The 22,504-nt window shown below is 59.8% G+C and carries 12 protein-coding genes; 10 read left to right on the top strand and 2 right to left on the bottom strand.

What is annotated here, in order from left to right:
- Positions 1–2: 2 nt before the first annotated feature.
- Both ACYQ54_RS06990 and ACYQ54_RS06995 read right to left on the bottom strand, forming a co-directional pair.
- Complete coding sequence (locus ACYQ54_RS06990; RefSeq protein ID WP_460080595.1) at positions 3–1,772, bottom strand: ShlB/FhaC/HecB family hemolysin secretion/activation protein; 1,770 nt, start codon at positions 1,770–1,772, stop codon at positions 3–5.
- A 6-nt stretch (positions 1,773–1,778) separates the two neighbouring features.
- A complete protein-coding gene (locus ACYQ54_RS06995; RefSeq protein ID WP_460080597.1) occupies positions 1,779–7,169 on the bottom strand; it encodes a beta strand repeat-containing protein in 5,391 nt (1,796 codons plus the stop codon).
- Between the two features lie 227 nt (positions 7,170–7,396).
- Between ACYQ54_RS06995 and ACYQ54_RS07000 the strand changes: the two genes are divergently transcribed.
- The 10 genes from ACYQ54_RS07000 to ACYQ54_RS07045 all read left to right on the top strand — a co-directional run bounded on the left by ACYQ54_RS07000 (position 7,397) and on the right by ACYQ54_RS07045 (position 22,368).
- Positions 7,397–8,854, top strand: a complete 1,458-nt coding sequence (locus tag ACYQ54_RS07000; protein WP_460080599.1) for a sensor histidine kinase — start codon at positions 7,397–7,399, stop codon at positions 8,852–8,854.
- Positions 8,851–9,546, top strand: coding sequence for a response regulator transcription factor (locus ACYQ54_RS07005; protein WP_460080600.1), 696 nt, complete (start codon positions 8,851–8,853; stop codon positions 9,544–9,546). Before ACYQ54_RS07000 ends, ACYQ54_RS07005 begins: the two co-directional genes overlap by 4 nt.
- A 204-nt stretch (positions 9,547–9,750) precedes the next feature.
- Positions 9,751–11,049, top strand: coding sequence for an ABC transporter substrate-binding protein (locus tag ACYQ54_RS07010; RefSeq protein WP_460080601.1), 1,299 nt, complete (start codon positions 9,751–9,753; stop codon positions 11,047–11,049).
- Complete coding sequence (locus ACYQ54_RS07015) at positions 11,042–13,087, top strand: ATP-binding protein (protein ID WP_460080604.1); 2,046 nt, start codon at positions 11,042–11,044, stop codon at positions 13,085–13,087. Before ACYQ54_RS07010 ends, ACYQ54_RS07015 begins: the two co-directional genes overlap by 8 nt.
- Positions 13,071–14,408 carry a sigma-54-dependent transcriptional regulator gene (locus ACYQ54_RS07020; protein WP_460080606.1) on the top strand — a complete coding sequence of 446 codons (1,338 nt, stop codon included), beginning with the start codon at positions 13,071–13,073 and terminating at the stop codon, positions 14,406–14,408. The genes ACYQ54_RS07015 and ACYQ54_RS07020 overlap by 17 nt, the downstream gene beginning before the upstream one ends.
- Positions 14,409–14,557: 149 nt before the next feature.
- Positions 14,558–15,880, top strand: coding sequence for an ABC transporter substrate-binding protein (locus ACYQ54_RS07025; protein WP_460080608.1), 1,323 nt, complete (start codon positions 14,558–14,560; stop codon positions 15,878–15,880).
- 86 nt (positions 15,881–15,966) lie between these two features.
- Positions 15,967–17,703 (top strand): ABC transporter permease, encoded by a 1,737-nt coding sequence (locus ACYQ54_RS07030; RefSeq protein WP_460080611.1) that lies wholly within the window; start codon positions 15,967–15,969, stop codon positions 17,701–17,703.
- 27 nt (positions 17,704–17,730) lie between these two features.
- The gene (locus ACYQ54_RS07035) at positions 17,731–18,789 is read left to right on the top strand and encodes an ABC transporter ATP-binding protein (RefSeq protein ID WP_460080612.1); all 1,059 of its coding nucleotides are present in this window, start codon (positions 17,731–17,733) and stop codon (positions 18,787–18,789) included.
- A gap of 535 nt (positions 18,790–19,324) precedes the next feature.
- The gene (locus ACYQ54_RS07040; RefSeq protein ID WP_460080613.1) at positions 19,325–21,661 is read left to right on the top strand and encodes a methyl-accepting chemotaxis protein; all 2,337 of its coding nucleotides are present in this window, start codon (positions 19,325–19,327) and stop codon (positions 21,659–21,661) included.
- Positions 21,662–21,789: 128 nt separating this feature from the next.
- Positions 21,790–22,368 (top strand): histidine phosphatase family protein, encoded by a 579-nt coding sequence (locus ACYQ54_RS07045; RefSeq protein WP_460080616.1) that lies wholly within the window; start codon positions 21,790–21,792, stop codon positions 22,366–22,368.
- The last annotated feature ends 136 nt before the right edge of the window (positions 22,369–22,504 follow it).

Genomic DNA, 22,504 nt, shown 5'->3' on the forward strand with positions numbered 1-22,504 from the left:
CTTCAGAAGCGCGCCGTGATCGAGGCCTGCAGGTTCAGGTCTCCGGCTTCCGTTTCCCCCGCATCGCGCAAAGCAACACCCGCGATGAGGTTTGCCGTCAGATTGTCTCCGAGAGCATAGTCGAACCCGGCACCAACACCGGACAGCGTCGCACTGTCGTTTGTGGCATGATCGATCCCGAAACCTATATCGGCGAAGAGATAGGCCGACAGATTGTCGTTTGCCAGTGCTTGCGGCCAGCTTTCAGGCAGATTGCCGGCAAGCGGCGAGACCGACGGCAGACGCAATTCATTCCGCCAGATGACGCCGCTGTCGACGCTGGCATCGTCGTAATTGTATCCACGCACCGCATATCGTCCGCCCAGCGAGATCCGCTCCGTGTCCGGCAGCACCTGCCCGGCAAGCGTGCCGGAAAGCGCGCTAACCCAGAAGAACCTGTGAGGAAGGGAGGTTGCCCGGCTGATGTCCGCTGCCAGATAGGCATAGTCGACCGACTGGACGCGGCCGTTGGTAAAGGTCTGCCAGGTGGTCGCGGCATTGCCCTGCAAGACCCCTCCCGGATTGGCTTTGACCCTGAGATCCAGCGCGGTTCGGCCAAAGCGGTCGTCGAACGTGTTACTCCAGCCGAGCACCATCTGGAAAAGATCCGCAGCTCCGCCGGCAACTGCAACTCCGTTGAAGAAAGTCGTCCGTTCCAGGCGCTTCAGCTCGACGCCGCTGTAGATATCGCCCCAGTAGTGTCCCGGCAAAAGGTTGGAAATCGCTGATCTGTAAATAATCGGCAGTTCATAGGTGGTGTTTTCGAACGCGAAAAAACGGTTCGACGTTTCGCGCGACGCCACCAGCGCAGGCGCGATTTCCAGACTTTGCCGCGCCCATGCCGGAAAGGTGAGCCTGCCTGCGTGGGACACATAGGACGGGTAGTCACCCTCACGCGGAATGACAATTCCCGGATCGCTCCAGATGTCGTCACTGGCTGTCATCTGGTAGGAAAACCAGGAGCCGCCTGGAAAGGGCAGTCGCACATTGCCACCGAGAAAATACCGGTCGCGTCCTGTGTCCTGCGATCCGGAATTGGACCACCCCGCAAACACCTGCCAGGGCCTGCCTTCATCGATCGTGACTTCGAGGTCGCTGAGCGCAGCATCCTCTCCCGGGCGAAAGACCCCACCCGCCCGCCTGTAGGGGGAGCGGTTCAACCAGCCGAGATCCTCTTCCAGCGCCCGCGCGTCGATGCGCGCTCCGGGGTTGATCCTGAGGTGCGCCCGGATCTCGTCGGCATCGCGCTCGTTGAGCCCCTGAACCGTCACGTTGCCCGACCTGAATTCGATCACCCTGACCTGCAACACCCCGCCCGTGATTTCCTGCGGCGGCAGGGTGACGGATACGAACGGATAGCCTGCGTTCTTGTAGACGCGGGCGACGGCGGCCTGAATGTCCCCTGCCAAGGCAAGAGAAAGCGGTTGGCCGAGATATTCGGACAGTGCCCCACGCAGCGCGGCCTGATCGAACGCCGCCGCCGGACCGCCGATACCCCGGGGGGCACGGTCAGCCACATCGTCGGACTGACCGATCAGATAAACGCCGGCCAGGTCAACGCCGAGTGGTGACCTGTCGGTGGCACCGAAGTCCTGGGGGGCGACGTCCAGCGAGACCGGCTCTCCGGGTTCGGCAGCAGGCAGGTTTCTCTCAAGAGCCTGCTGGGCGAATGAACCTTCGGAAACGAGCGCAAGACCGGCCACCAGGACCGCAGTTATCGTATGTCTTGTCATGCCGGACTACTCTGCCGCCGCGCTAAGCCAGCTTCCGAACGAACGGTTGCAGGGGTGAACGGCACCTTCGCCGCCGACCACGCCCGGCTCACAGGCTGACGGGTTGTCTTCCAGTGCCTCGTCGGCATCCGGTGTCCGGAGCCGGTTACGCTCCAGCACCTGTTGGCGTGGATCGGTGGAGGACTGCCCGCTGCCGGAAGAACCAGACGTTTCGGCGGGACTTGTGATCGTCAACGTGCCATCGACGCTGACAATGTCGTAGCCGAACTGATGCGAATAGAAGCTGTTACCAATGGCATAACTTCCGGCCGCGGTCGCTGTGGCAGCGGCACCGCCATCGAAACTTCCGAGGAGGCTTGCCCCCGCAGACGACAGAACGTAGGTGAACCCGCCGGAATAGACCGTTCCGTCATATACTTTTGACTTGTCGTCACCCGTCACCGTGATCGCGGTCAGGAAGCCTCGCAGGAGCGGGGTTGTCTGCCCCTCGTAAATGCGCCAGGTGTTCGCCGTGCCGCCCTGGTCGTCAATTCCAAAACCGGCTGAAACGAACGTGTCGAGCTGCTGCATGGCACTGCTGGTCACCCCGGAAACATTGGTGACCGAACCGCCGAGCTGATTGCCGACTGCATTGTTCAGCCCGGCAGTCTGTGTATCCCAGACACTGTTGGTGAGCGTGATCGTACCTGCGTCCATTGCGCCGACCAGGCCGCCGCCATTCAAACTCGCGGAGACGGCACCGGTTGCGTAGGAACGGGTAACGGACGACCCGTCAAGCATCCGCCCGACAAGGCCGCCGATCTCATTGGCACCAGACACGTCCCCGGTGGCGTAGCTGTCGGAAATGCTGCTGGCCGTCAGGCCAACGAGTCCGCCGGCCATGCTGCCGGTGTGGATCACCTCGCCAGTCGCAAAGGACCTTGTGATTGGCGCTCCGAGGGAGTGGGCAACCAGCCCACCGAGACGCGTCGCGATGCTGTCGGAACTCTGCACCGTTCCGGTCGCATAGGAGAGATCGACCGAACCCGAACCAATGTAGCCGATGAGGCCGCCTGCGCCATATGGTGTGGTGGTACCACCCGTGTTATCGGCAAGGAGCGTGACAGTTCCGCTGGCATGAGATCTGGAAACGTCAACATTCGACGCCCGGCCTATCAGTCCACCGATGTCATAACGGCCACTGACGTTGCCGGAAGCGGACGAACGGGTAACCTGCGATGCATCAGAAGTCTGGCCGTCACCGATAAGGCCACCCGCAGCATAGGCCGTGGTGGTGACATCCGCCGAGGAATGTGTGTCGGTAACGGAATACTCCGACGCCATTCGTCCGGCAACGCCGCCGACATTACCTGCACCTGTCACCGTGCCGCCAACCGAAACATCCGATACCGAGACCTTGCCACCAACGGCATTGCCGATCAGCCCGCCAACACCGACCCCTCCCGCGATGTTGACGTTCGTCAGTTTGAGATCATGAATGGAGACATCCTGACCATCGGCTCTAACGACGCCAAACAACCCGATCGTGTTGAAGTTACCTGTCGAGGTCAGGCCGTCGATCGTATAGCCGCCACCGTCGAAATTGCCGCGAAGGCTTGTCGACGCAAAGCCGGAACCACCGTTCCATGCCGCTGTTCCCGAAGCGTCGATATCCCGGGTCAGCACATAGTTTACCGGTGTGGTTCCGGAACCCGACTGTATGCCCTGAAGACTGTAGACATCGAAGATCTGGTACGGGTTGGCCTGCGATCCATCACCACCAAGCGCACGCACAAAATGACCGCCCTGGATATCGAAATCCCGAGCATAAAAGTCCGGCAAACTGCTGCCGACCTGCAGCCAGGCGGTATCGGACTGGAAATCGTCGACATGGATATCACCCGTCGCCGTTGAAGTGACATTCGTTGCGCTGCTCGTCCGGTCCACACGCAGCTTGCCATTCGCCGCGGTGACGGAGCCGTTGATCTTGATGGAGGCGTTGCTGGCGTCGGCGTAGAGAGAAAGCTGGTTGCTGTTAGACCACGCGACATCGCCGTTCACTGTCAGGTCACCGTCATGGGCCCACAGGATGGCGTTGCTGTCGCCGACCGAAAATGTGCCATTCGTTGCAACAGTCAGGTTGCCACCGGCGTAAAGATTGTTGTCGAGATTGAAGTTGGATGTCGCATTCAAATTGAAGTCGAGACTGTTGCCATTCTGGTCGGTTCGCACAACCGCCGACGTGTTCAACAGGAAGTCGAGATCGGTGTCGCTGAACGCGCCGATGGTCGTGTCCAGAGCGGTGACCACGTCCGTCGTGGCTGCCGCACCGGTATTGACGTTGAAGGCATTGCCCCAGATATCGGCTCCGGAGACGCCGGTCGACGTTACTGTGTCGGCGAAAGTCGCCGCTTTGGTGCTTTCACCGTCCAGATAGGACAGTGCCCCGGCGGAATTGAGCGATCCGGCCGTAGTCAGGATGTAATAATACCCGTTTGCCCCGCTCACAGCACTGCCGACAAGATTGCCGCCGGAAAGCGCGCTGACATTTGCCCCGGATTGGGCCGTCGTGCCCGCATCACTGTAGACGATGCCTGAGACCGCCTCGGGTGTGGCGGCATACTCCCACTTGAAATAAGGGAAAAGTCCGCTGCCAGTGCCCCAGATGCTGCTGTCCAGGGTAAAGCTGCCCAGCGTCAGCGATCCCTGCATCTGGGAAGTGGTCAGGCCACTCGTGTTGGTCACGGTGGGGGTATAGGAATTCGAGTAACCAATCACCTCGGTTTGTCCGGTCGTTTCAGTATCCCAGGTCGTGTCGGTTATTGAAACGCTTGAGTCGGAGACTTCAGCGACCAATGCGGCTGCATACCCTTCAGCCTCTACAAGACCCGTAACAAAGGAGTTTTCAATGACCGTGTTCCTGTCGGCCGTACCGATGAGCCCTCCCGCCGCGGCGCCGTTTGTGCCGAGCACCTGGCCGGCAAAATACGAGTTCGAGATCGTAAGATCTTCTGCGTACCCAACCAGTCCACCAGCCTCCCGAAAGCTCCCTGACGAGGTGACTGTCGCCGTCGAATAGGAATTTTCGATCCTGTTGTCGTTGTCGTCTGCGGTGCCGACAAGACCACCGACCTGCCCTCCGGTTATCGATCCTGTCGAGCTGGAATTCGAGATTGTCAGCCCTTCACCCATGATCGCGACGAGACCGCCGGTAGCACTGCCTCCATCCGTCGTCGTGACGGAAACATCGGCATGAACATTGGTCATGATCGACTGGTCGATGTTGCCGTAATACCTGGCCACGACGCCTGCGCCCCAGGAGTTTGACTGAACGGTACCACTGACAGTCACATTCGACATGTTGTGACCGTGATAGTTCCCACCACCTGTGTCGCCGACCAGAATTGCCGTCTGGTTGTCGCCGGTAACAGACGCGTTCGTGAGTGTAAGGTCCTTTATCTCCAGGTCACGTCCGGAAGTGAAATAGTTGTCTTGCCAATAGCTTATGAGTGCGACATTGCTTTCGGAAGGCCGGTTGATATAGAGGCCGTCTATCGTATGTCCCTTGCCATCCAGACTTCCGGAAAAGGAAACAGGGTCAAAGCCAGCACCGTTATTCCAAGATGATGTCGTCGACGCGTCGATATCGTTCGCAAGCTCATAGTAAAGGCTGATATCGCCGGACCCGCCACCACGCCTGTCATTGGTCGTGATCCCTTGAAGGCCATAAACGTCGAAAAGCTGGTAGGGGTTGAGGTAGGTGCCATCCCCGCCCTTCGCCCGAATGAAGGTGGAGGGTCCGGTGATAGCCATGGACCCTGCCGAAAACGAAGGCAGGCTGCCACCTACCTGGTCCCAGACACCCCTGGAGAGGTTGAACGAGCCAACATCTATGGCGCCGCTCGCACCCGTCGAGATCGTGCCGACGTAATCTGTCTTGCTGTTACCGTAAGCCAGCAGGGTCAGCCCACCGTTCTGACCGTCAATGGCCGCATTGATCGCGATGTCGTTATAGGCGTTGAGCGTCAGAGTATTTGTGCTCGTCCAGCTGATGCCGGAATTGATGGTGATGTTGCCATCGCCCGCACTCTGGTTGCCCGGACCGCTTGCAGACGAGTTGGTGGTCTGAAGGCTGACGTTGTTGCTGGCGAGGTTGGAAGAGATCGTTGCAGCCGCTGCCGCATCAACCGTCAGGTCAACCGGATCGATCAGCCAGAGACCGGTCTGACCACCCTCAGCCGAGGTATCGACCGTGATGCCGGTAAAATCGATCGTGTTTCGGGCAGACGTTTCGACAAAGCCGCCTTCACCGCCCACGCCACCCCTTGCGCTCAACGATCCGGAAACACTTGCCGTGTCCTCGGCAAACACCACGATTTCACCACCCTTGACGCCGCTTTCGTCCGCCGAGGCGTCGAGCGTACCGGTGATCGTGATTTCTCCGCCCGTCACCGTGATGGTGCCACCCTCGGTCGCCGGCTTTGCACCCGGCACCGGAACGTTCTCCGCCGGTTCGCGCGACTTGAGCTTGCCACTGACCTGGACCTTGCCCGTATTGCCCGCCGTCAGGAAGATCCGGCCACCGGAAGTGCTGACACCGGTTGCCTTGACGACACCATCCGTGTTTCCGGCCAGCGCAAAGACATTGCCGCCATTCGCGCGGATTTCCGCGTTGGCCGCCGCGATGGTTCCTGAATTGAGTGCTTCGGTATCGGCTCCGCCAAGCTTGACCGACAACAGGCCGTCTGCATCGGCGACGTCTTTCATCAGGACTTCGTAGCCGGCAGCAAGGGCTGCGGTGCCGTTGGGCGCTTCAAGCGTGCCACTGTTTTCAACGCGGCGCGCAATCAGTGCAATGTCACCCTGCGCAGACCGGATAGTGCCCGCATTTACGACTTCGGCGCCGCTCGTGCCGGAAAAGGTCAGACCGCCGCCATTCAGAAAATCGCTGTCGGTAACGTCCTGCGTCGAAGCGACAAACGAACCACCTGTCGACACAAGCCCGCCACTGCCAACGGCAACTCCGGCGGGATTGACGAGAAACACGCTGCCCGTCGCGCTGAGACTGCCATCGATACGGCTCGGCACATTGCCCGTGACCCGATTGAGCGTGGCACCAGCGCCGTTGTCGAAATGAACCTGATTGCCGGAGCCGATGGAAAAGCTGCCCCAGTTCACGATACCGGCGTCGCTCGTCTGCTTCACGTCCACCCGGGAACCACCTTGCGTAATGGTTCCGTTGCCATGCGTGAAACTTCCTCCTTGCGGCAGGGCGTCACCGGCAAAGGTCGTGGTGGGCACCAGGGCTGTCGTCAACAGAAGAAATGCAGCCAGGGAGGCGGTCCGTTTCCGTCCGGACAGAATGTCATGCTCAACCGGTGCGCTGGAAACACCGGAAGCTCGGGTCCTGGACGCCATTTGTACTATTACTCCCGCTGTTGAATCGCCTATTGCCCACGACGGTCAACATTGGTGTAAATACAGAGGGTCAGAGCCCGAATTCCACCTACCAATACTAATCAATTCTGACAGATTCTGACGATACTTGCTTCCTTTCGGTGACACCGGCCTAAAAACGAGGCGGTGCGGACAGGCCTTCGAAACTGTTACTTGAACCGGCGCGTCGCTTCCGTCATCACAATCTCATGCTCGATCTCAAGACGATGTTGCTGCTGGAATTTTCGTCAACGGCCTTCATGGCCGTGGCCTGGCTTCTCGTCTGGTTTGTCTGGCGGCAGCTCTATGAACTGAAGGTCATTGCGGCCGGGTTCATTGCCATTGCGCTTGGACTGTTTCTCTATCTGCAGCGGGGCCCGGACCCGTCGCTCGTGCGCATCGTGACGGACAACATGGTGCTCAAGATCGGCCTGGTTCTGTGGGCCGATGGTCTGGCACGCTTCCTCGGCCAGCCCCGCTTTGTCGGTTTCAGTGTCTTGTGTCTCGTGGCTCAGCTTGCCTTCTGGATCTTCGCCGTTCTCTACGACCCGACGGACCTTGGCCTGCGCATTCATGGCTCGACCACCTTTACGGTGGTGATCATGGGACTGATGATCCGAACGCTCTACCGGGACCGGTCACAACCCCGATTCCTGCGCTGGATCATGATCTTCCTGCTTGGCGAATATTCCGCCGCAAGTCTGTTCCAGAGCGCACTTGTCTACCTTCAGCCCTCAACTGTCGCCAACCCGGTGATGGCCAACATCAACACCTGGTACTTCTTTCAGGGGCACATCTTCATTGTCGGCTTCTTCTTCTGTCTCATTTTCATGGTGGGCCTGCGCCTGTCGATGGATCTGCGCGACCGCAACGCGGCACTTGCGCGGGAGGTGACCTTGCGGCGGCAGCTGGAAGGAGAGCTGTCGGCCAGCCTGGAGGGGGAAAAGACCGCCCGGCAGGACCAGCGCCAGTTGATGCGCATGGTCAGCCACGAGTTCCGCACTCCGCTGGCAGCCATCCGCTATGCAAGCGACATGCTGACGCTGATGCTGGACCGGCCGCAAGAAGCGGTTGCACAACGGCTGAAAGGCATCGACGAGGCCGTGTCGCGCATGACGATGCTTATCGACCGCTTTCTGGCGAGCGAGCGGCAGGATGAAGGGATGCTCAAGATCGAACAGGTGGATTTCGCAGCGCTTGCCAAAGAGGTCCAGCGGCATTTCGACCACGCCGGCCTCGGCGAACGTCTCAGGCTCCACCCGATCAGGCCATTGCCGGATTACCGGGGTGACACCGAAATGCTGCGCACGGTGATCGTCAATCTGGTCGACAACGCACTCAAATACTCGCCTCAGGACGCGGAGGTCGAATTCGCGATCAGTACCCAAACGGGCAATATCGTCATTGATGTGAGGGACCGCGGCATCGGTATTCCGGACCGCGACCTGGAGCAAATCGGCAACCGCTTTTTCAGGGCCTCGAATACCGGTGGAACCGGAGGCAGCGGGCTGGGGCTGCATTCCTGCGGGCAACTGGTCGGCCATCACAAGGGGCGACTGGACCTGAGAGCAAGACAAGGTGGGGGCACGCTCGCCAGCGTTCATCTGCCACTGCCTGGACTTGAGCCCGCAAAAACGAAAACGATGCAGGAGGAGGAACCCGCATGAACAGGATCCTGATTGTGGAGGATGAAAGCGTTCTTCGCACCGACCTGTTGGACTATATGCGTCTCAACGGCTACCAGGTCAGCGGCGCGGGTAGCGCGGCCGAGATGTGGGAAGCGCTTGGCAATGCCGAACAGCCTGATGTCGTCATACTGGACGTCTCCCTGCCCGACGGAAACGGTTTCGACCTGGCAAAGGATCTGCGAGAGAAAATCAATTGCGGCATCATAATGCTGACCGCCCACGGAGACAGCGAAAGCCGTGTGCGCGGGTTCGACAGCGGGGCGGACATCTATCTCGTCAAGCACACCAGCCTCAGGGAAATTCTGGCCGCCGTTCAAAGCCTGATACGAAGATTGTCGGGTGCCTCGGGAGAAGGCGGCAATGCGGTGGAATGGGTGCTGGACAACGTGTCCTGGAAACTGCTACCGCCGGATGGTGACGCCATCAAGCTGACCGCTACGGAAAGAATCTTTCTGGAGGCTCTGGTCGCGAATTCCGGGGCCCCCTGTGCCCGGGACGATCTCTCCCGGCTCCTCTCCAATCGTCAGACACAGTTCGACAACCGGCATCTCGATGCCGTCGTCAGCCGGCTGCGTCGCAAGATCCAGGACCATACTGGCGTGGAACCGCCCATCAAGTCTGTCTATGGCGTCGGATATTCATTCAGTGCGACCTGCAAGATGGACAGTTAGCCCTGCCTGTCGCGATCGACCTTGCGTCTAGGCGGCGAGGTGATTTTCAGGAGGCTTTCCCGCAAAACTGGGCAGAACAATCTCGCCGGACCAGACCCTGTACAAGAGCCCGGGCGTGTTCGTTGCTCCCGGCGATTGCTTCGGGATATTTCCGTCGACCTTTCAAATTCTGATATAAGGTGCGCCCAAATGAGGCAATCCGGGATGTCAGGCGCAATCAGGTTTCAGAAAATACCGGCCTTTCTGGCGGTTGTCGCGATGTACTGCCTGACAACACTCGTGCTGTTGACTGCGGCAAACGCGCGGGATCTGCGCGTCCTGACGTCCTTGCCCGACTATTTCACGAAGCCGTTCGTCGACGAGTTCTCGAAAAAATATCCGGCGATCAACGTCACTGTCCTGAACAAGAACACGGTTGCCTCCGTCGAGGAAATCCTGATGGACAACCCTCGCCGCTTCGACCTGTTCTGGTCCTCCTCGCCGGAGGCCTTTTCGCTGCTGGAGAAATTCGGACGCCTCCGGGACCGCTCGCAGGACGGCGGTCAGACATTCGTCGATTTCGCCTATTCCGGCGTCGGCTGGTGCTGGATGGAAGGGTTTGAAGGCCGGCCACCGGTCACCTGGAACGACTTGCTGGATCCGCGTTTTCAGGACAGATTGGCAATGTCCCACCCCGCCCGGTCGGGGTCCACGCACATGTTGCTTGAAGTCATCCTTCAGGATCGCGGCTGGGACCGTGGCTGGCAATATATCTTCGGCCTGTCGCAGAACCTCAAAACCATTACCGCCCGCAGCTTCAGCGTAATCGAAGGGCTCAAGCGCGGTCGCTTTGATGTAGGCCTGTCCATCGACTTTCTGGCACTGACCGAAACCGATGACGGTGTCCGCTTCCAATATGGCCAACCCGTGATGATGGCCCCTGCCCGGATCTCCATTCTCAATCACGGCTCGGCACCGGAAGAGGCCGGGCTGTTCGTTGATTTCATGCTCAGCAAACCTGCGCAGGAACTGCTGACGCGATCCGATATCCGCAGAATTCCGGTTGACACATCGGTTCGCGAACAATCGCTGAACCAGTTTCCCAAAGAAGTGCAGGCTGCCCTGAAATTCAGCTGGTCCACCTATGACCCGGAGCTTGCAGAAACCAGATACCAGGCCATCAACGATCTGTTCGATATCTTCATCACCAGAAATCTGGTCCAGCGCAGAAACCTGCTGCGCCGTCTGGAGACATTGAGCCGGCAGGCGTCTCCCGAACTCGTTCCCTCGTTGATCAAGATAAAGAAGCGGCTCAACCAGTTGCCCGTCTCGGAGATAGACGCCGTCCGCTCGGAACGCTACCGGGACGCACAGGAGGAAGGCGTGAATTCGCTTGCCGGAACCGGTGAGGAATGGAGCCTTGCGACCTGGCGTGTTGCCGCGAAGGATCAACTGGCGGATGTCGATGCCATGCTGACCCGGCTCGAAACTAACGTGCGAAACGGTTTGGGTGTGAATGACTGACACGGCGAACCGCGGACGCGGCACGATATGGTTCCGATTGCTGCTCTCCATCTTGACGATCGCTGCGATCACCTGGATCATTCTGGCCATCGGCGTGGTCTTCTTCACACAGGCCCGCAGCGATTTCGGTGAGATTACCGAAAAGAGCATTCCGGAAATCGCCCTTGCGTCGGAACTTTCCGAATACGCGACACGCTTGGCAGTCATAGCGACCGAGATCGTTGCCCAGACCCAGGAACGCGACCAGGAAAGCATGCGCGAAGACGTGGAGGCCGCCAGTCGGGGCATATCGGATCTTCTGAAAACCAACATCCTGGACGATACCCGGAACACTGCGAAGATTATCGAGGCGAAGGAGACCCTGAGCGACAAGCTCCAGTCATTCCTGCAGGTGTCCCGGGATCTTCAGGCAATCAACAGGGCTCTTGAACACTATCAGGTGGAACTGCGCTGGCTGCAGATCGATATCCAGACCGAAGTCGCCGCCCGCATCCAGGATCTGTCCTTCAACATCGACAGCCTGTCGTCGGAAATGGTCCGCTCGCAATCGCGCACGGACCGGGTCGCCGCCGCCACGATCATCCGGCAGGAGACCCTGCTTCGCGAACAGATGCAGACAATCGGGTCCAGCACCGCCACGGCAATCACCTTTCTGCTGCAGGCGCTTTACGTCGACACCGCCGAAAAACTTGCACAGCTTGAAGACCTGAACTTCGACGCGCTTGAAAACCTTCAGGGAATGCTCGCGGAAGTTCCGCAGAAAGCGGACACCGAAACCCTGGTGTCCTCCCTGGAAAGGCTGCAGGCCTTCGCCTATGACGACACGGGCGTTTTCGCCGGATCGCGGGACCGGATCGAGCTCCAGCAGCAAGCGCTTGCCGACCTGAGCACCGCGCAGGCCGCCGTCGCCGATCTTCAGGCAGCCCTGGTCGAACTGGGCAGAGAACGGCGTCTTGCGGCCCTCACCTTTGCCAACCAGGCGGCTGAACGACTGCGCATTGCTTCCCTGCTTCTGGCCGTCGCCACGGTTATCTGCGGCATTATCTGTGCCGGGATCCTGCTTTTTTACGTGCGCAACCAGATTGTTGCCCGACTGCATAGGCTGGCAGACGCCCTGATCGAGATTGCCCAGGGCAACCTGACGACGCCCATCCCCACGCGCGGCAACGACGAGATCGCCCGCATGGGAGCCGCGACGGAGATCTTCAGGTCCTCGGTGGTCGAACTGAACAGAACCCATGAAGACCTGCAGACCGAAATCGTCGAGCGCAAACGGGCGTTCGACCAGCTCAAGCAGACCCAGCGCGAACTTGTTCAGGCCGGCAAGCTTGCGGCCCTCGGCCAGATGTCTGCGGGCATCAGCCACGAACTGAACCAGCCGCTCGCGGCCATGAAGCATCATTTGCACAATCTTCGACTGCTGCTTGCCAAGGGCAAAAGCGAGGCTGTCGAGGCAAAGGTCGATGTGGTCGAAAACCTTGCCGAACGGATGTCGCGTGTCATCAAACACCTGAACGGAATTGCCCGCCGGTCGGACTATGCCGTCAAGGACCTGACGCTGGATCAGGCCCTGGAACCGGTGGCCTCGCTGTTTGAGCGCCGGTTGGAGGAAAGCAACGTCGCGCTCGCGGTATCCGACACCGCCGGCAAGCTTGCAGTCCGGGCGGACCCCGTGTTGCTGGAACAGGTGCTGATCAACGTCATCGGCAACGCTGTCGATGCCATTGACATGAAAGCGGTTGGTGGCGGGGAAATCCGCATCGAGGCAGAGGTAGCCGGCAATGACGCGACCATCCTGATCATCGACAATGGCGTCGGCCTGCAGGGACAGGCCGCAACACAGTTGACGGACCCGTTCGTGACCACCAAGGACGTCGGCAAGGGCCTTGGCCTCGGACTGACGATCTCCTTCAACATCATGCAGGACATGAACGGCCATCTTGAACTTGCGGAAAACGACCAGGGTGGCGTAACCGTTCAGCTGAGGCTGCCATGCGCGGCACAGAACAAGGTGGGGCAGCTTGAGCACTCGGTTTGAAACGGGCGAAATCGTTCTGGTCGACGATGATGCGGATCTGCTGGATGCGATGCAGGAAACGCTCGAGCTCGCCGGTTTCAGCGTGCGCAGTTATGCCAATGCGAATGTGATTGCCGAACAGATCCAGCCCAACTGGAACGGGATCGTCATCAGCGACATTCGCATGCCCGGCAGAACCGGCATGGAGTTTCTGCGCCTGATCCAGGAAAACGCCCCCCAGGTCCCCTTCATCGTCATTACAGCCCACGGTGACGTCAAGACCGCGATCCAGGCGATGAAGCACAACGCCTATGACTTCATCGAGAAATCCACCGAACCGCAACACCTGATCGACACGGCCCGCCGGGCGCTTGAAAAACGCAGGCTTCAGCTTGAAAACCTCGCACTGCGGCGCAAGGTTCAGCGTATCCGGGACCCACAGGGTCAGCTCATCGGCAGCTCGCAGGTGATGGCCGAATTGCGCTCCACGATCACGCGCATCGGACCGCTGAATGTCGATGCGCTTCTGCACGGTGAAACCGGCACCGGCAAGGACCTGACCGCACGCTGCCTGCATCAATTGTCCCCACGCGCACCGGGGCCGCTGGTCACCATCAATTGCGGTGCAGTCACGGAAATGGACATCGACCGCGAGCTGTTCGGTTTAGAGACCGAAAACGGCACCTTCCCCGGCCGGATCGAACGGGCACAGGGGGGAACGCTCTATCTGGACGAACTCGATTCCATGCCCAATGCCTTGCAGACACGTTTTCTGCGTGTCCTGGAAGAACGCAAGATCACCAGACTGGGAGGCAGCGATGCCATCCCGGTCGACATTCGCGTCATCGCCGGTGTGAAGACCAACCCTGCTGCCCTTGTCCACGACGGCCGCCTGCGGGGGGATCTCTATCACCGCATGAATGTAGCGACCCTTGCCCTTCCACCGGTGCGTGACCGCGGCGAGGACGTCATCGAGTTGATGGATCATTTTCTGGAGCTGGCCGCCGAAAACCACGGCCTGCCGCGCCCCAAACTGTCGGCGCGCCAGAAAAAGCAGTTCCTTACCTACGACTGGCCCGGCAATGTTCGCGAAATCCGCAACATCGCCGCCCGCCTCGTCATCGGTCTGGAGGCTGACCTGCAGATCGGCACCGGCCAGCCCGTTGAAGCCGCTGCAGGTTATGACGCGGCGATGACCGCCTTCGAGACCGAGCTTCTGCAAAACGCGCTGCTCCAGACCGGCGGCCGCAAGGCGGAAGCCGCAGAACTGCTCGGAATCCCGCGCAAGAGGCTCTACCTGCGCCTGAAAAGCTGCGGCCTTGCCGAGGAGGACGGGTCATGATCGACACGTTCGACGTGTCAGTTTTGACACAAAAATGTCAATAAATTCAATAATTTGACTCGAAAATTTCGCCAGTGATAGCGTTTCCTCGCTGATAGAACAAGGGGCTGGATCACCCCCTTGCGTCAGAATGGAGGAGACATAATCCAATGAGGAAATTACTGGGCCTTACGGCACTGGGACTGCTGGTGTCTGCCGGCGTGGCAAACGCTGCCGACAAGGTGGTCGTCGTGACTTCCTTTCCGAAGGAACTGACCGACGCGTTTGAAGCCGCATTCGCTGCATCCAACCTGGACTACGAGCTGGAAATCCTGAGCAAGGGCACCTCGGCCGCGGTCAAATACATTCAGGAAACCGCCGGAAACAACACGTCCGACCTGATGTGGGCGTCCGCTCCCGATGCCTTTGAAGTGCTCAAGGGCAACGACCTGCTGGCCAAGGTGGACATCAACGCCGAAGGCATTCCGGAAACGATCGGCACCTATCCGATCAACGATCCCGACGGCTTCTATTACGGTTTTGCCGCATCCGGTTACGGCATCATGTGGAACACCCGCTACCTGCAGGCCAATGAGCTGGCACCGGCAAAGGAATGGGAAGACCTGGCCAAGCCTGAATACTTCGGTCATGTCGGCATGTCCGCTCCGTCCCGTTCCGGCACCACCCACCTGACAGTCGAAACGCTTCTGCAGGGCGCCGGCTGGGAAAAGGGCTGGTCCGACTGGAAATGGATTTCCGGTAACATGAGCACGGTGACCGAGCGCAGCTTCGGCGTGCCGGATGGCGTCAACTCGGGCAATTTCGGCCTCGGCGTTGTCATCGACTTCTTCGGCTTCTCGTCGCGTGCCTCCGGCTTCCCGGTCGACTTCGCCTATCCGTCCGTGACCGCGGTCGTGCCTGCCAACATCGGTGTCGTGAAAAACGCTCCGAACCCGGAAGGCGCCAAGGCGTTCATCGAATTCGTCCTGTCGCCGGAAGGACAGCAGGTCCTGTTCGATCCGGCCATCATGCGTCTGCCCGTCAACCCGGCCGCATATGCGACCGCACCGGACGGCATTCCGAACCCGTTCGAAGGCGACGACGTGAAGGCATCGGTCAACTTCGACGCCGACCGCTCGGAAAAGCGCTACAACGTCGTCAATTCCCTGTTCGACGTTATGGTCACCTACCGCCTGACCGAACTGCGTGAAGCAGTCAGGGCCGTGCAGCTTGCCGAGATCGCGCTTGCCGACAAGGACAATGCGGAAGCCAAGGCACTGATCGCCGAAGCACGCGCCCTCATCGACGCAACGCCCATCACCGAGGAAGAAAGTCTCGATCCCTCCTTTGCCGCCGTCTTCCAGCAGAAACGCAAGAAGGAAACCGACGTCGTCGAGGGCCGCCAGGCGGAAATCGAGCAGCAGTGGGATGCCTTCGTGGTCGAGAACTACGCAAAGGCAAAGGCTTTGGCGGAACAAGCCGCCAACCTCTGACGGAAAACCAAAAACAACATCACGTCGAACTTGCCGCACCTCCCGGAACAGGGAAGGTGCGGCCTCTTCCCCGGAGTCCATAGCCGATGACTACGAGCAATGCAGCGACTGCGCCTGCAAGGCAGTGGCGCATATTCCCCGAGCTGTCCGGCACCGCAATTGCGGGCGTCGCGATCGCCATCTTCCTGCTGGCGTTTCTCATCCTTCCCGTTTTGAAGGTAACCTACGTCGCCTTTCAGGATCCCCATACCGGAGCCCTGACGCTCCAGAATTTCGGCGACTTCTTCCGCTCGTCGCTGTTCCGCAGTTCCTTTGTGAACTCCTTCTACGTCTCGGCGATGTCCGTGGTCGTGGCAACGATTATCGCCCTGCCGCTGGCCTATATCACCACCCGGTTCAACTTCGGTGGAAGCGCGCTGATCCAGAGCATCGGCGTCATCCCGCTGATCATGCCGCCCTTCGTCGGCGCCATCGCGATGCAGCTCCTGTTCGGCCGCAACGGCACGGTCAACCTTTTGCTGTCGCAATATCTGGGCTTCAAGATACCGTTCATGGAAGGCCTGAACGGCGTCATCTTCGTCCAGTCCCTGCACTATTTCCCGTTCATCCTGATCAACCTGTCGGCGTCACTGCGCAACATTGACAAGGCGATGGAGGAATCGGCCCAGAACCTCGGCTGCACGGGCCTGCGCCTGTTCCGGAGGATCGTCTTCCCGCTCGCCATGCCCGGCTACATTGCCGGTGCCGCGCTGGTGTTCATCAAGGTCTTTGACGACCTTGGCACCCCGTTGCTGCTCAACGTCAACAACATGCTGGCGCCCCAGGCGTATCTGCGGATTTCCTCCGTCGGCATCAGTGATCCGATGGGCTATGTCATCTCCTTCATCCTTGTCGCGTTCTCAGTCTTTTCGCTCTGGGCATCTTTCCTGTTCATGCGGGGCAAGGACTACGCCACGGTTCAAAAGGGCGGTGGCGGTCTTGCCCGGCGCGACCTGTCACGCGGCGAGAAGATCGTTGCCTATGGCGTCGTCGTCTTCATCCTGCTTCTGGTCCTGTCGCCGCATTTCGGTCTGACACTGCTTGCGTTCGGTACGATCTGGTCGTTCAGCCCGCTGCCGGACGGCTACACGCTGGCCAACTTCGCAACCGTGTTCGAGCAGTCCCTGCAATATGTGATCAACACCCTGATCTACGCAGGCCTTGCCGCCGGCTTCGACATCATCCTGGGAACGGCAATCGCCTATATCGTGCTGCGGACCGGCATCAAGGGGCGCAAAATGCTCGACTACATGGCAACCGCAGCGCTTGCGGTTCCCGGCGTCGTGCTCGGCATCGGCTACCTCCGCCTGTTCCACAGCTTCGAGGTTCCGGTCATCGGCAAGCCTTTGGCATCCTGGTGGGTTATCATCGTGATTGCCCTGACCGTGCGCCGTCTGCCCTATGCGCTGCGGGCCTGCATGGCCGCGCTTCAGCAGGTCAGCCTGTCGCTTGAAGAAGCCGCGGAAAACCTTGGCGCTTCCAAGGGACGTTCCATCCGCAGGATCGTCGTTCCGCTGATGGCCGGGGGGATCCTCGCCGGATTCGTCACCAGCTTCGCAACGGCGGCGGTCGAACTGTCGGCAACCATCATGCTGGTCTCCACCAGCGACGATGCTCCCCTCTCCTACGGGATCTACCTCTACATGCAAAGTCCGTCCGGCCGGGGTGCCGGCGCAGCACTCGGCATCCTCGCCGTCGTGATCGTCGGCCTGGGGACATACCTGTCGAACCGCATCATCGAGAAGGACCGGGCCCGCAAGGCTGAAGTCCGCGCATCCCACTGAGCGTTCAATTTCGAGGAAACACTTCCAATGACCAGAAAAGCAGTCGAAATACGGATCGAGGACCTGCATCTCTCCTTCGGCACCACCGAAGTCCTGCGCGGCGTCAACATGACCATCGAACCGGGTGAATTCTACGCCTTCCTCGGCCCGTCGGGCTCCGGAAAGTCCACCTTGCTGCGTGCCATCGCGGGCTTCGGTCCGACGCCAAGAGGCCGCATTCTCATCGGTGGCCGCGACATTGCCAAGCTGCCACCCTGGAAACGCAATGTCGGCATGGTGTTCCAGTCCTATGCCCTGTGGCCCCACATGTCGGTTCGCGCCAATGTCGCCTTTGGCCTTGAGGAACGCAAAGTCCCGCGCAAGGAAATCGAAACCCGGGTGGAAGGCGCTCTGGAACTCGTCGGCCTCCTGCATCTTGCAGACCGTATGCCCTCGCAGCTTTCCGGCGGCCAGCAGCAGCGTGTTGCACTTGCCCGCACCGTCGTCATCGAGCCGGATGTCCTCCTGCTCGACGAACCGCTGTCAAACCTCGACGCCAGCCTGCGCACCCAGATGCGCAGGGAACTGTTGTCCCTTCAGAGAAAGCTGGGCCTGACGACCATCTTCGTCACCCACGACCAGGAAGAGGCCAACACCACCGCAGACCGGATGGCCGTGCTCGACGGTGGCGTCATCCAGCAGATGGGCACCCCGCAGCAGCTCTATGACACGCCTGCCAACCTGTTCGTGGCGAAATTCCTGGGCACCGCCAACATCATCGACGGCACGCTTCATCGCGACGACGGCGGCGACACTTTCAAGATCGCTTCCGGCGAGGTGCTTCATCTGGGCGCGGGCGGATCCGACGGCTCGTCACTGGTCCTGCGGCCACAGAACATCGAGATTGTCACCGACCGGAACCACCCCGACCTGATCACAGGCAAGGTCAAGCACCGGGAGTTTCTTGGCAGCCAGACTCGCTATCTCGTGGAGGCCGCAGGCAGCGAACTCATCATCGACCAGAAACATGTGGGCGGTGTCGACTGGTACGAGCCCGGCATGGAAGTGAAGATGAGCGTCAACACCCGGAATGCCGTGTTGCTGTGACCCATTCCGGCAGGAGGTCCGCATGAGATCGTGACGGCTCACCTGCCGGGACCCGGCATGTTCACGCCTAGAAAACCGACGTCCGATCCAACCTCCTCTCACCCTTCCCCCAACCGGCGGCCGCCACTGCCGGATGGGAGAAGCTGAAAGCCCACGGTTCAGGCGTCGGGGCCCGTGAACGCAGTTCACGGGCCATTTTTTCCGGAAACACTTTCAAAATTGACCTTGGGTCAAGTTTCCATACCCGGAATCGATGCAAGACACCAGCGCACCGAAGAAAATCACCGCCTCAGACCAAGCAACACTACGTTTCCAAAGAAGCTGTCCGGCGCAGGATCTTCATGCCAACAAGCCATTGCACTTGTCGCAATGATAAAACTGCCTGCCGATAAAGTGTTTGGTAACAACTACCACCTAGTTTTTCCGGATCACTCCTGTGGCGGCATGGAGTTCAGTGAACCACTGATACTCGATTCATGGGGGAAACATGAGAGCCGCCGGCAACCTTCCGATATCGATGAAACTCGCCATATGCATGGCCGTTTCCGTTCTGCTCACAATGTCCGTCGCTGTCGTCGGCTATGTCGCGACGCGCCAGATGGGCGGGGCAATTCAAACGTCCCAGACTGCGGGCTCCGCCCTCACATCCATGGCACAGCTCAACCGGCTGAAAGCGCGTTACGTCGAAACAGGCGATCCGGAAACCGTCTCCAGGGTGAAAGACCGCATGGCCGACATCTCCGGGACGCTGTCCCTACTGGAAACCGGAGGCGAGGATGTTGTCTCCGCAACCGGGAACATTGCAGCATTCTCGACTGCTTTCGACACGCTGGTTGCCTCCGAAGAGGAAATCGAGCGCAAGCGCCTGCAGATGACCTCCTCGCTGGAAAACCTGATGGCGATCGGTCACAGCGTCGCGCTGTCCGCAGCGACACGCGAACAGCAACTGGTCGGGGATTTGCAAACCTTGAGAACACGTGGGGAAGCAGCCAGTAACCTTGCACAGGCAGCAACACTTGCCAGCGCCCAGTCCATGCAGCTCAAGCTGGACCTAGAGCACCTGTTCCAGCAGCCGGACACCACCCGCATGAAGGCTGTCAGCAAGTCTTTCGGCAAATACTACCTGCTGATCCGTAAACTGACGTCCTCCGAGACCGTGGAAGACAGCCTGAAGCCGGCGCAGGATCTGGCCACCGGCGCAGACGCCATGCGCGCCTTGCTGGCCGGCATCCAGAAGGATCCGTCCCAGGCCCTGTCCAAAAGAGATGCCCTGACCGACGGTTTCGACAGTCTTGCCGTTTTGACCAACGCCGTTCGCGATACCCTTGGCCGTGCCTATAAGACAGCCCACGGTGATATGCTGGCCCTTGAAGGCCTTGCCCGCTCCGCCGTCGCTGAAGCCAAGGCCGGCGAAGACTTTGCTTCCCAAGCCCGCATGTTGTCCGATGCGTTCTGGCAATTCCAGGTCGACAGGTCGACCCTTACCCGCAAAGCTGTGCTCGACAGCATCGCAGCCTTGCAAAAGCAACAGGAAGAGGTCCTGTCCAGCATGCTGACAGGTGCCGATGCGGTCGCTGCGCGCTCGGCAATCGAAACCCTGGGCAGCGCCTTTTCAAAGCTGACGTCTGCAATGGCCGATTTCCGTGTTGCTCTCTCATCTGCCGACACCGCCGAGACGGAGTTTGCCGAGGGTATTACAGCGCTCAACGCCAGGCTGGAAACCAATGCCGCCAGCACAGAGGCAAATTCGAATCTCATTCTGCTGACAGTTTCCGCTGTCGGTCTGGTGTTCGGCATTGCAGCCGCACTGGCCCTGTGGTTCACCGTCGCCCAGCCGGTTTCCATTCTGACGACCGCAACCCGCCGCCTTGCTAACGGTGATGTGGACGTCAGGATCGAAGGTGCAATCTCGCGTGACGAGGTTGGCCAGCTCCGCCAGGCACTCCTGATCTTCCGTGACAGCCTGCTGGAAAACCGGCGCCTTGGCGAAGAACGGATGCAAAATCAGTTGGCCAGTGAAGAGCGTCAGCAGCATATCGACAGACTGGTCGCCGGGTTCCGGGAGGACATTCAGGACGTCCTCGACAGTCTGTCGCAAAACGCCGGACAGATGCAGGACACTGCCCAGTCCATGACCGTGATTGCGGAGACGGCGTCTTCCCTCACCGGAAACGCTACCGGCTCCTCGACCGAAGCCTCCGGCAACGTTCAGGCCGTCGCCGCAGCCACAGACGAGATGGCCGCTTCCATTGCCGAGATTGCGAGACAGGTGGAAACCTCGACGCAAATCGTCAGCAATGCTGCGGACAACGCTCACCGGACCAGCAGCAAGATCACCGGTCTGGCGGAAACGGCGCAAAGCATCGAAGGTGTCGTCTCCCTGATCTCCGAGATTGCGGAACAAACCAACCTGCTGGCACTCAATGCCACCATTGAGGCCGCGCGTGCGGGTGAAGCGGGCAAGGGCTTTGCGGTGGTAGCCGCAGAGGTCAAGTCGCTGGCGACACAGACCGCAAGAGCAACCAATGAAATCGCCACCCAGATTGCAGCGATACAGGCGTCCGCTTCGGAAACGGTCACCGCCATCGGCGAGATCGTCGCAATCATGCAGGACGTTTCCGAATGCACCAGCGCAATTGCAGCCCCCGTCGAGCAGCAGGGCTATGCGACCAATGAAATCGCCCGCAATGCCGCCCTGGCGTCCAATCGAACCCTCGCGGTCGTTGAAGACATGTCCAGTGTTTCGGACGCCATCGGCGACACCCGGAAGTCCGCAAGCGAAGTTCTGAATGCGTCCGACAACCTGAACCAACAGACCGTTCGTATTCAGTCGACCGTGACGACCTTCCTGAACGAGGTGGCTGCAGCCTGACACCTCGCCGGCCGGGCAGGCTTCAAGCCTGTCCTGTCCCGGCCGGCGGTTAATCCCGATCCATACTCAACATCAATGCCCGCAGAACCTGAACAAGCGGGCACAACGACACGCGAAAAGACCAATCAATGACTCATCCAAAAATCGTCTTCATGCGCCACGGCGAAACGGAGTGGAACCTGATCGGCCGCGCACAAGGCCGGCTGGATTCTCCCCTGACGGCCAAGGGGCGCGAACAGGCCAAAAGGCTGGGAGAGATCCTTGCCCGAGAACTGACATCCGCCGATGGTTACGACCAGATGGTCAGTCCCTTGGGCAGAACCCTGGAGACATCCAGTTACGTTCAACAGACCTTCGACTTCTCACCGGTCAAGACCGACCTGCTGATGGAAATCGATGTTGGCGGATTGAGCGGCCTGACAAAACCCGAGATGTTTGAGAAATATCCCGCGCACATGGACGGCAAGCCCGGTAACACCTGGTACTTCGGTGCACCTGGTGGCGAAACCCTGCAGCAGATGCGGGAGCGGGCCGGAGCCTGGCTCGCAGGCCTGACCGGCCCGACCATCGCCGTTGCCCATGGTCAGATCGGCAAGGTTATCCGGGGTATCGTTCTTGGCCTCGATGACACTGAGATCCTCAGCCTCAAGGAGCCGCAAGGCGTGGTTCATGTGCTTGAAAATGGGCAGGAAACGGTCTGGAGCTAAAGACTGCGGGCGTGCCCCCCCGATCTGCACGCCCCGCATCCCTTCCCGGCACGAATACAAGACCAGAACCGGAAGACAGGACGACCACAGCACTTGGCAATGGTCTTTGTACATTGACGATGTGGACAGGAAACCG

It is taken from the genome of Roseibium sp. LAB1 (assembly GCF_054658235.1).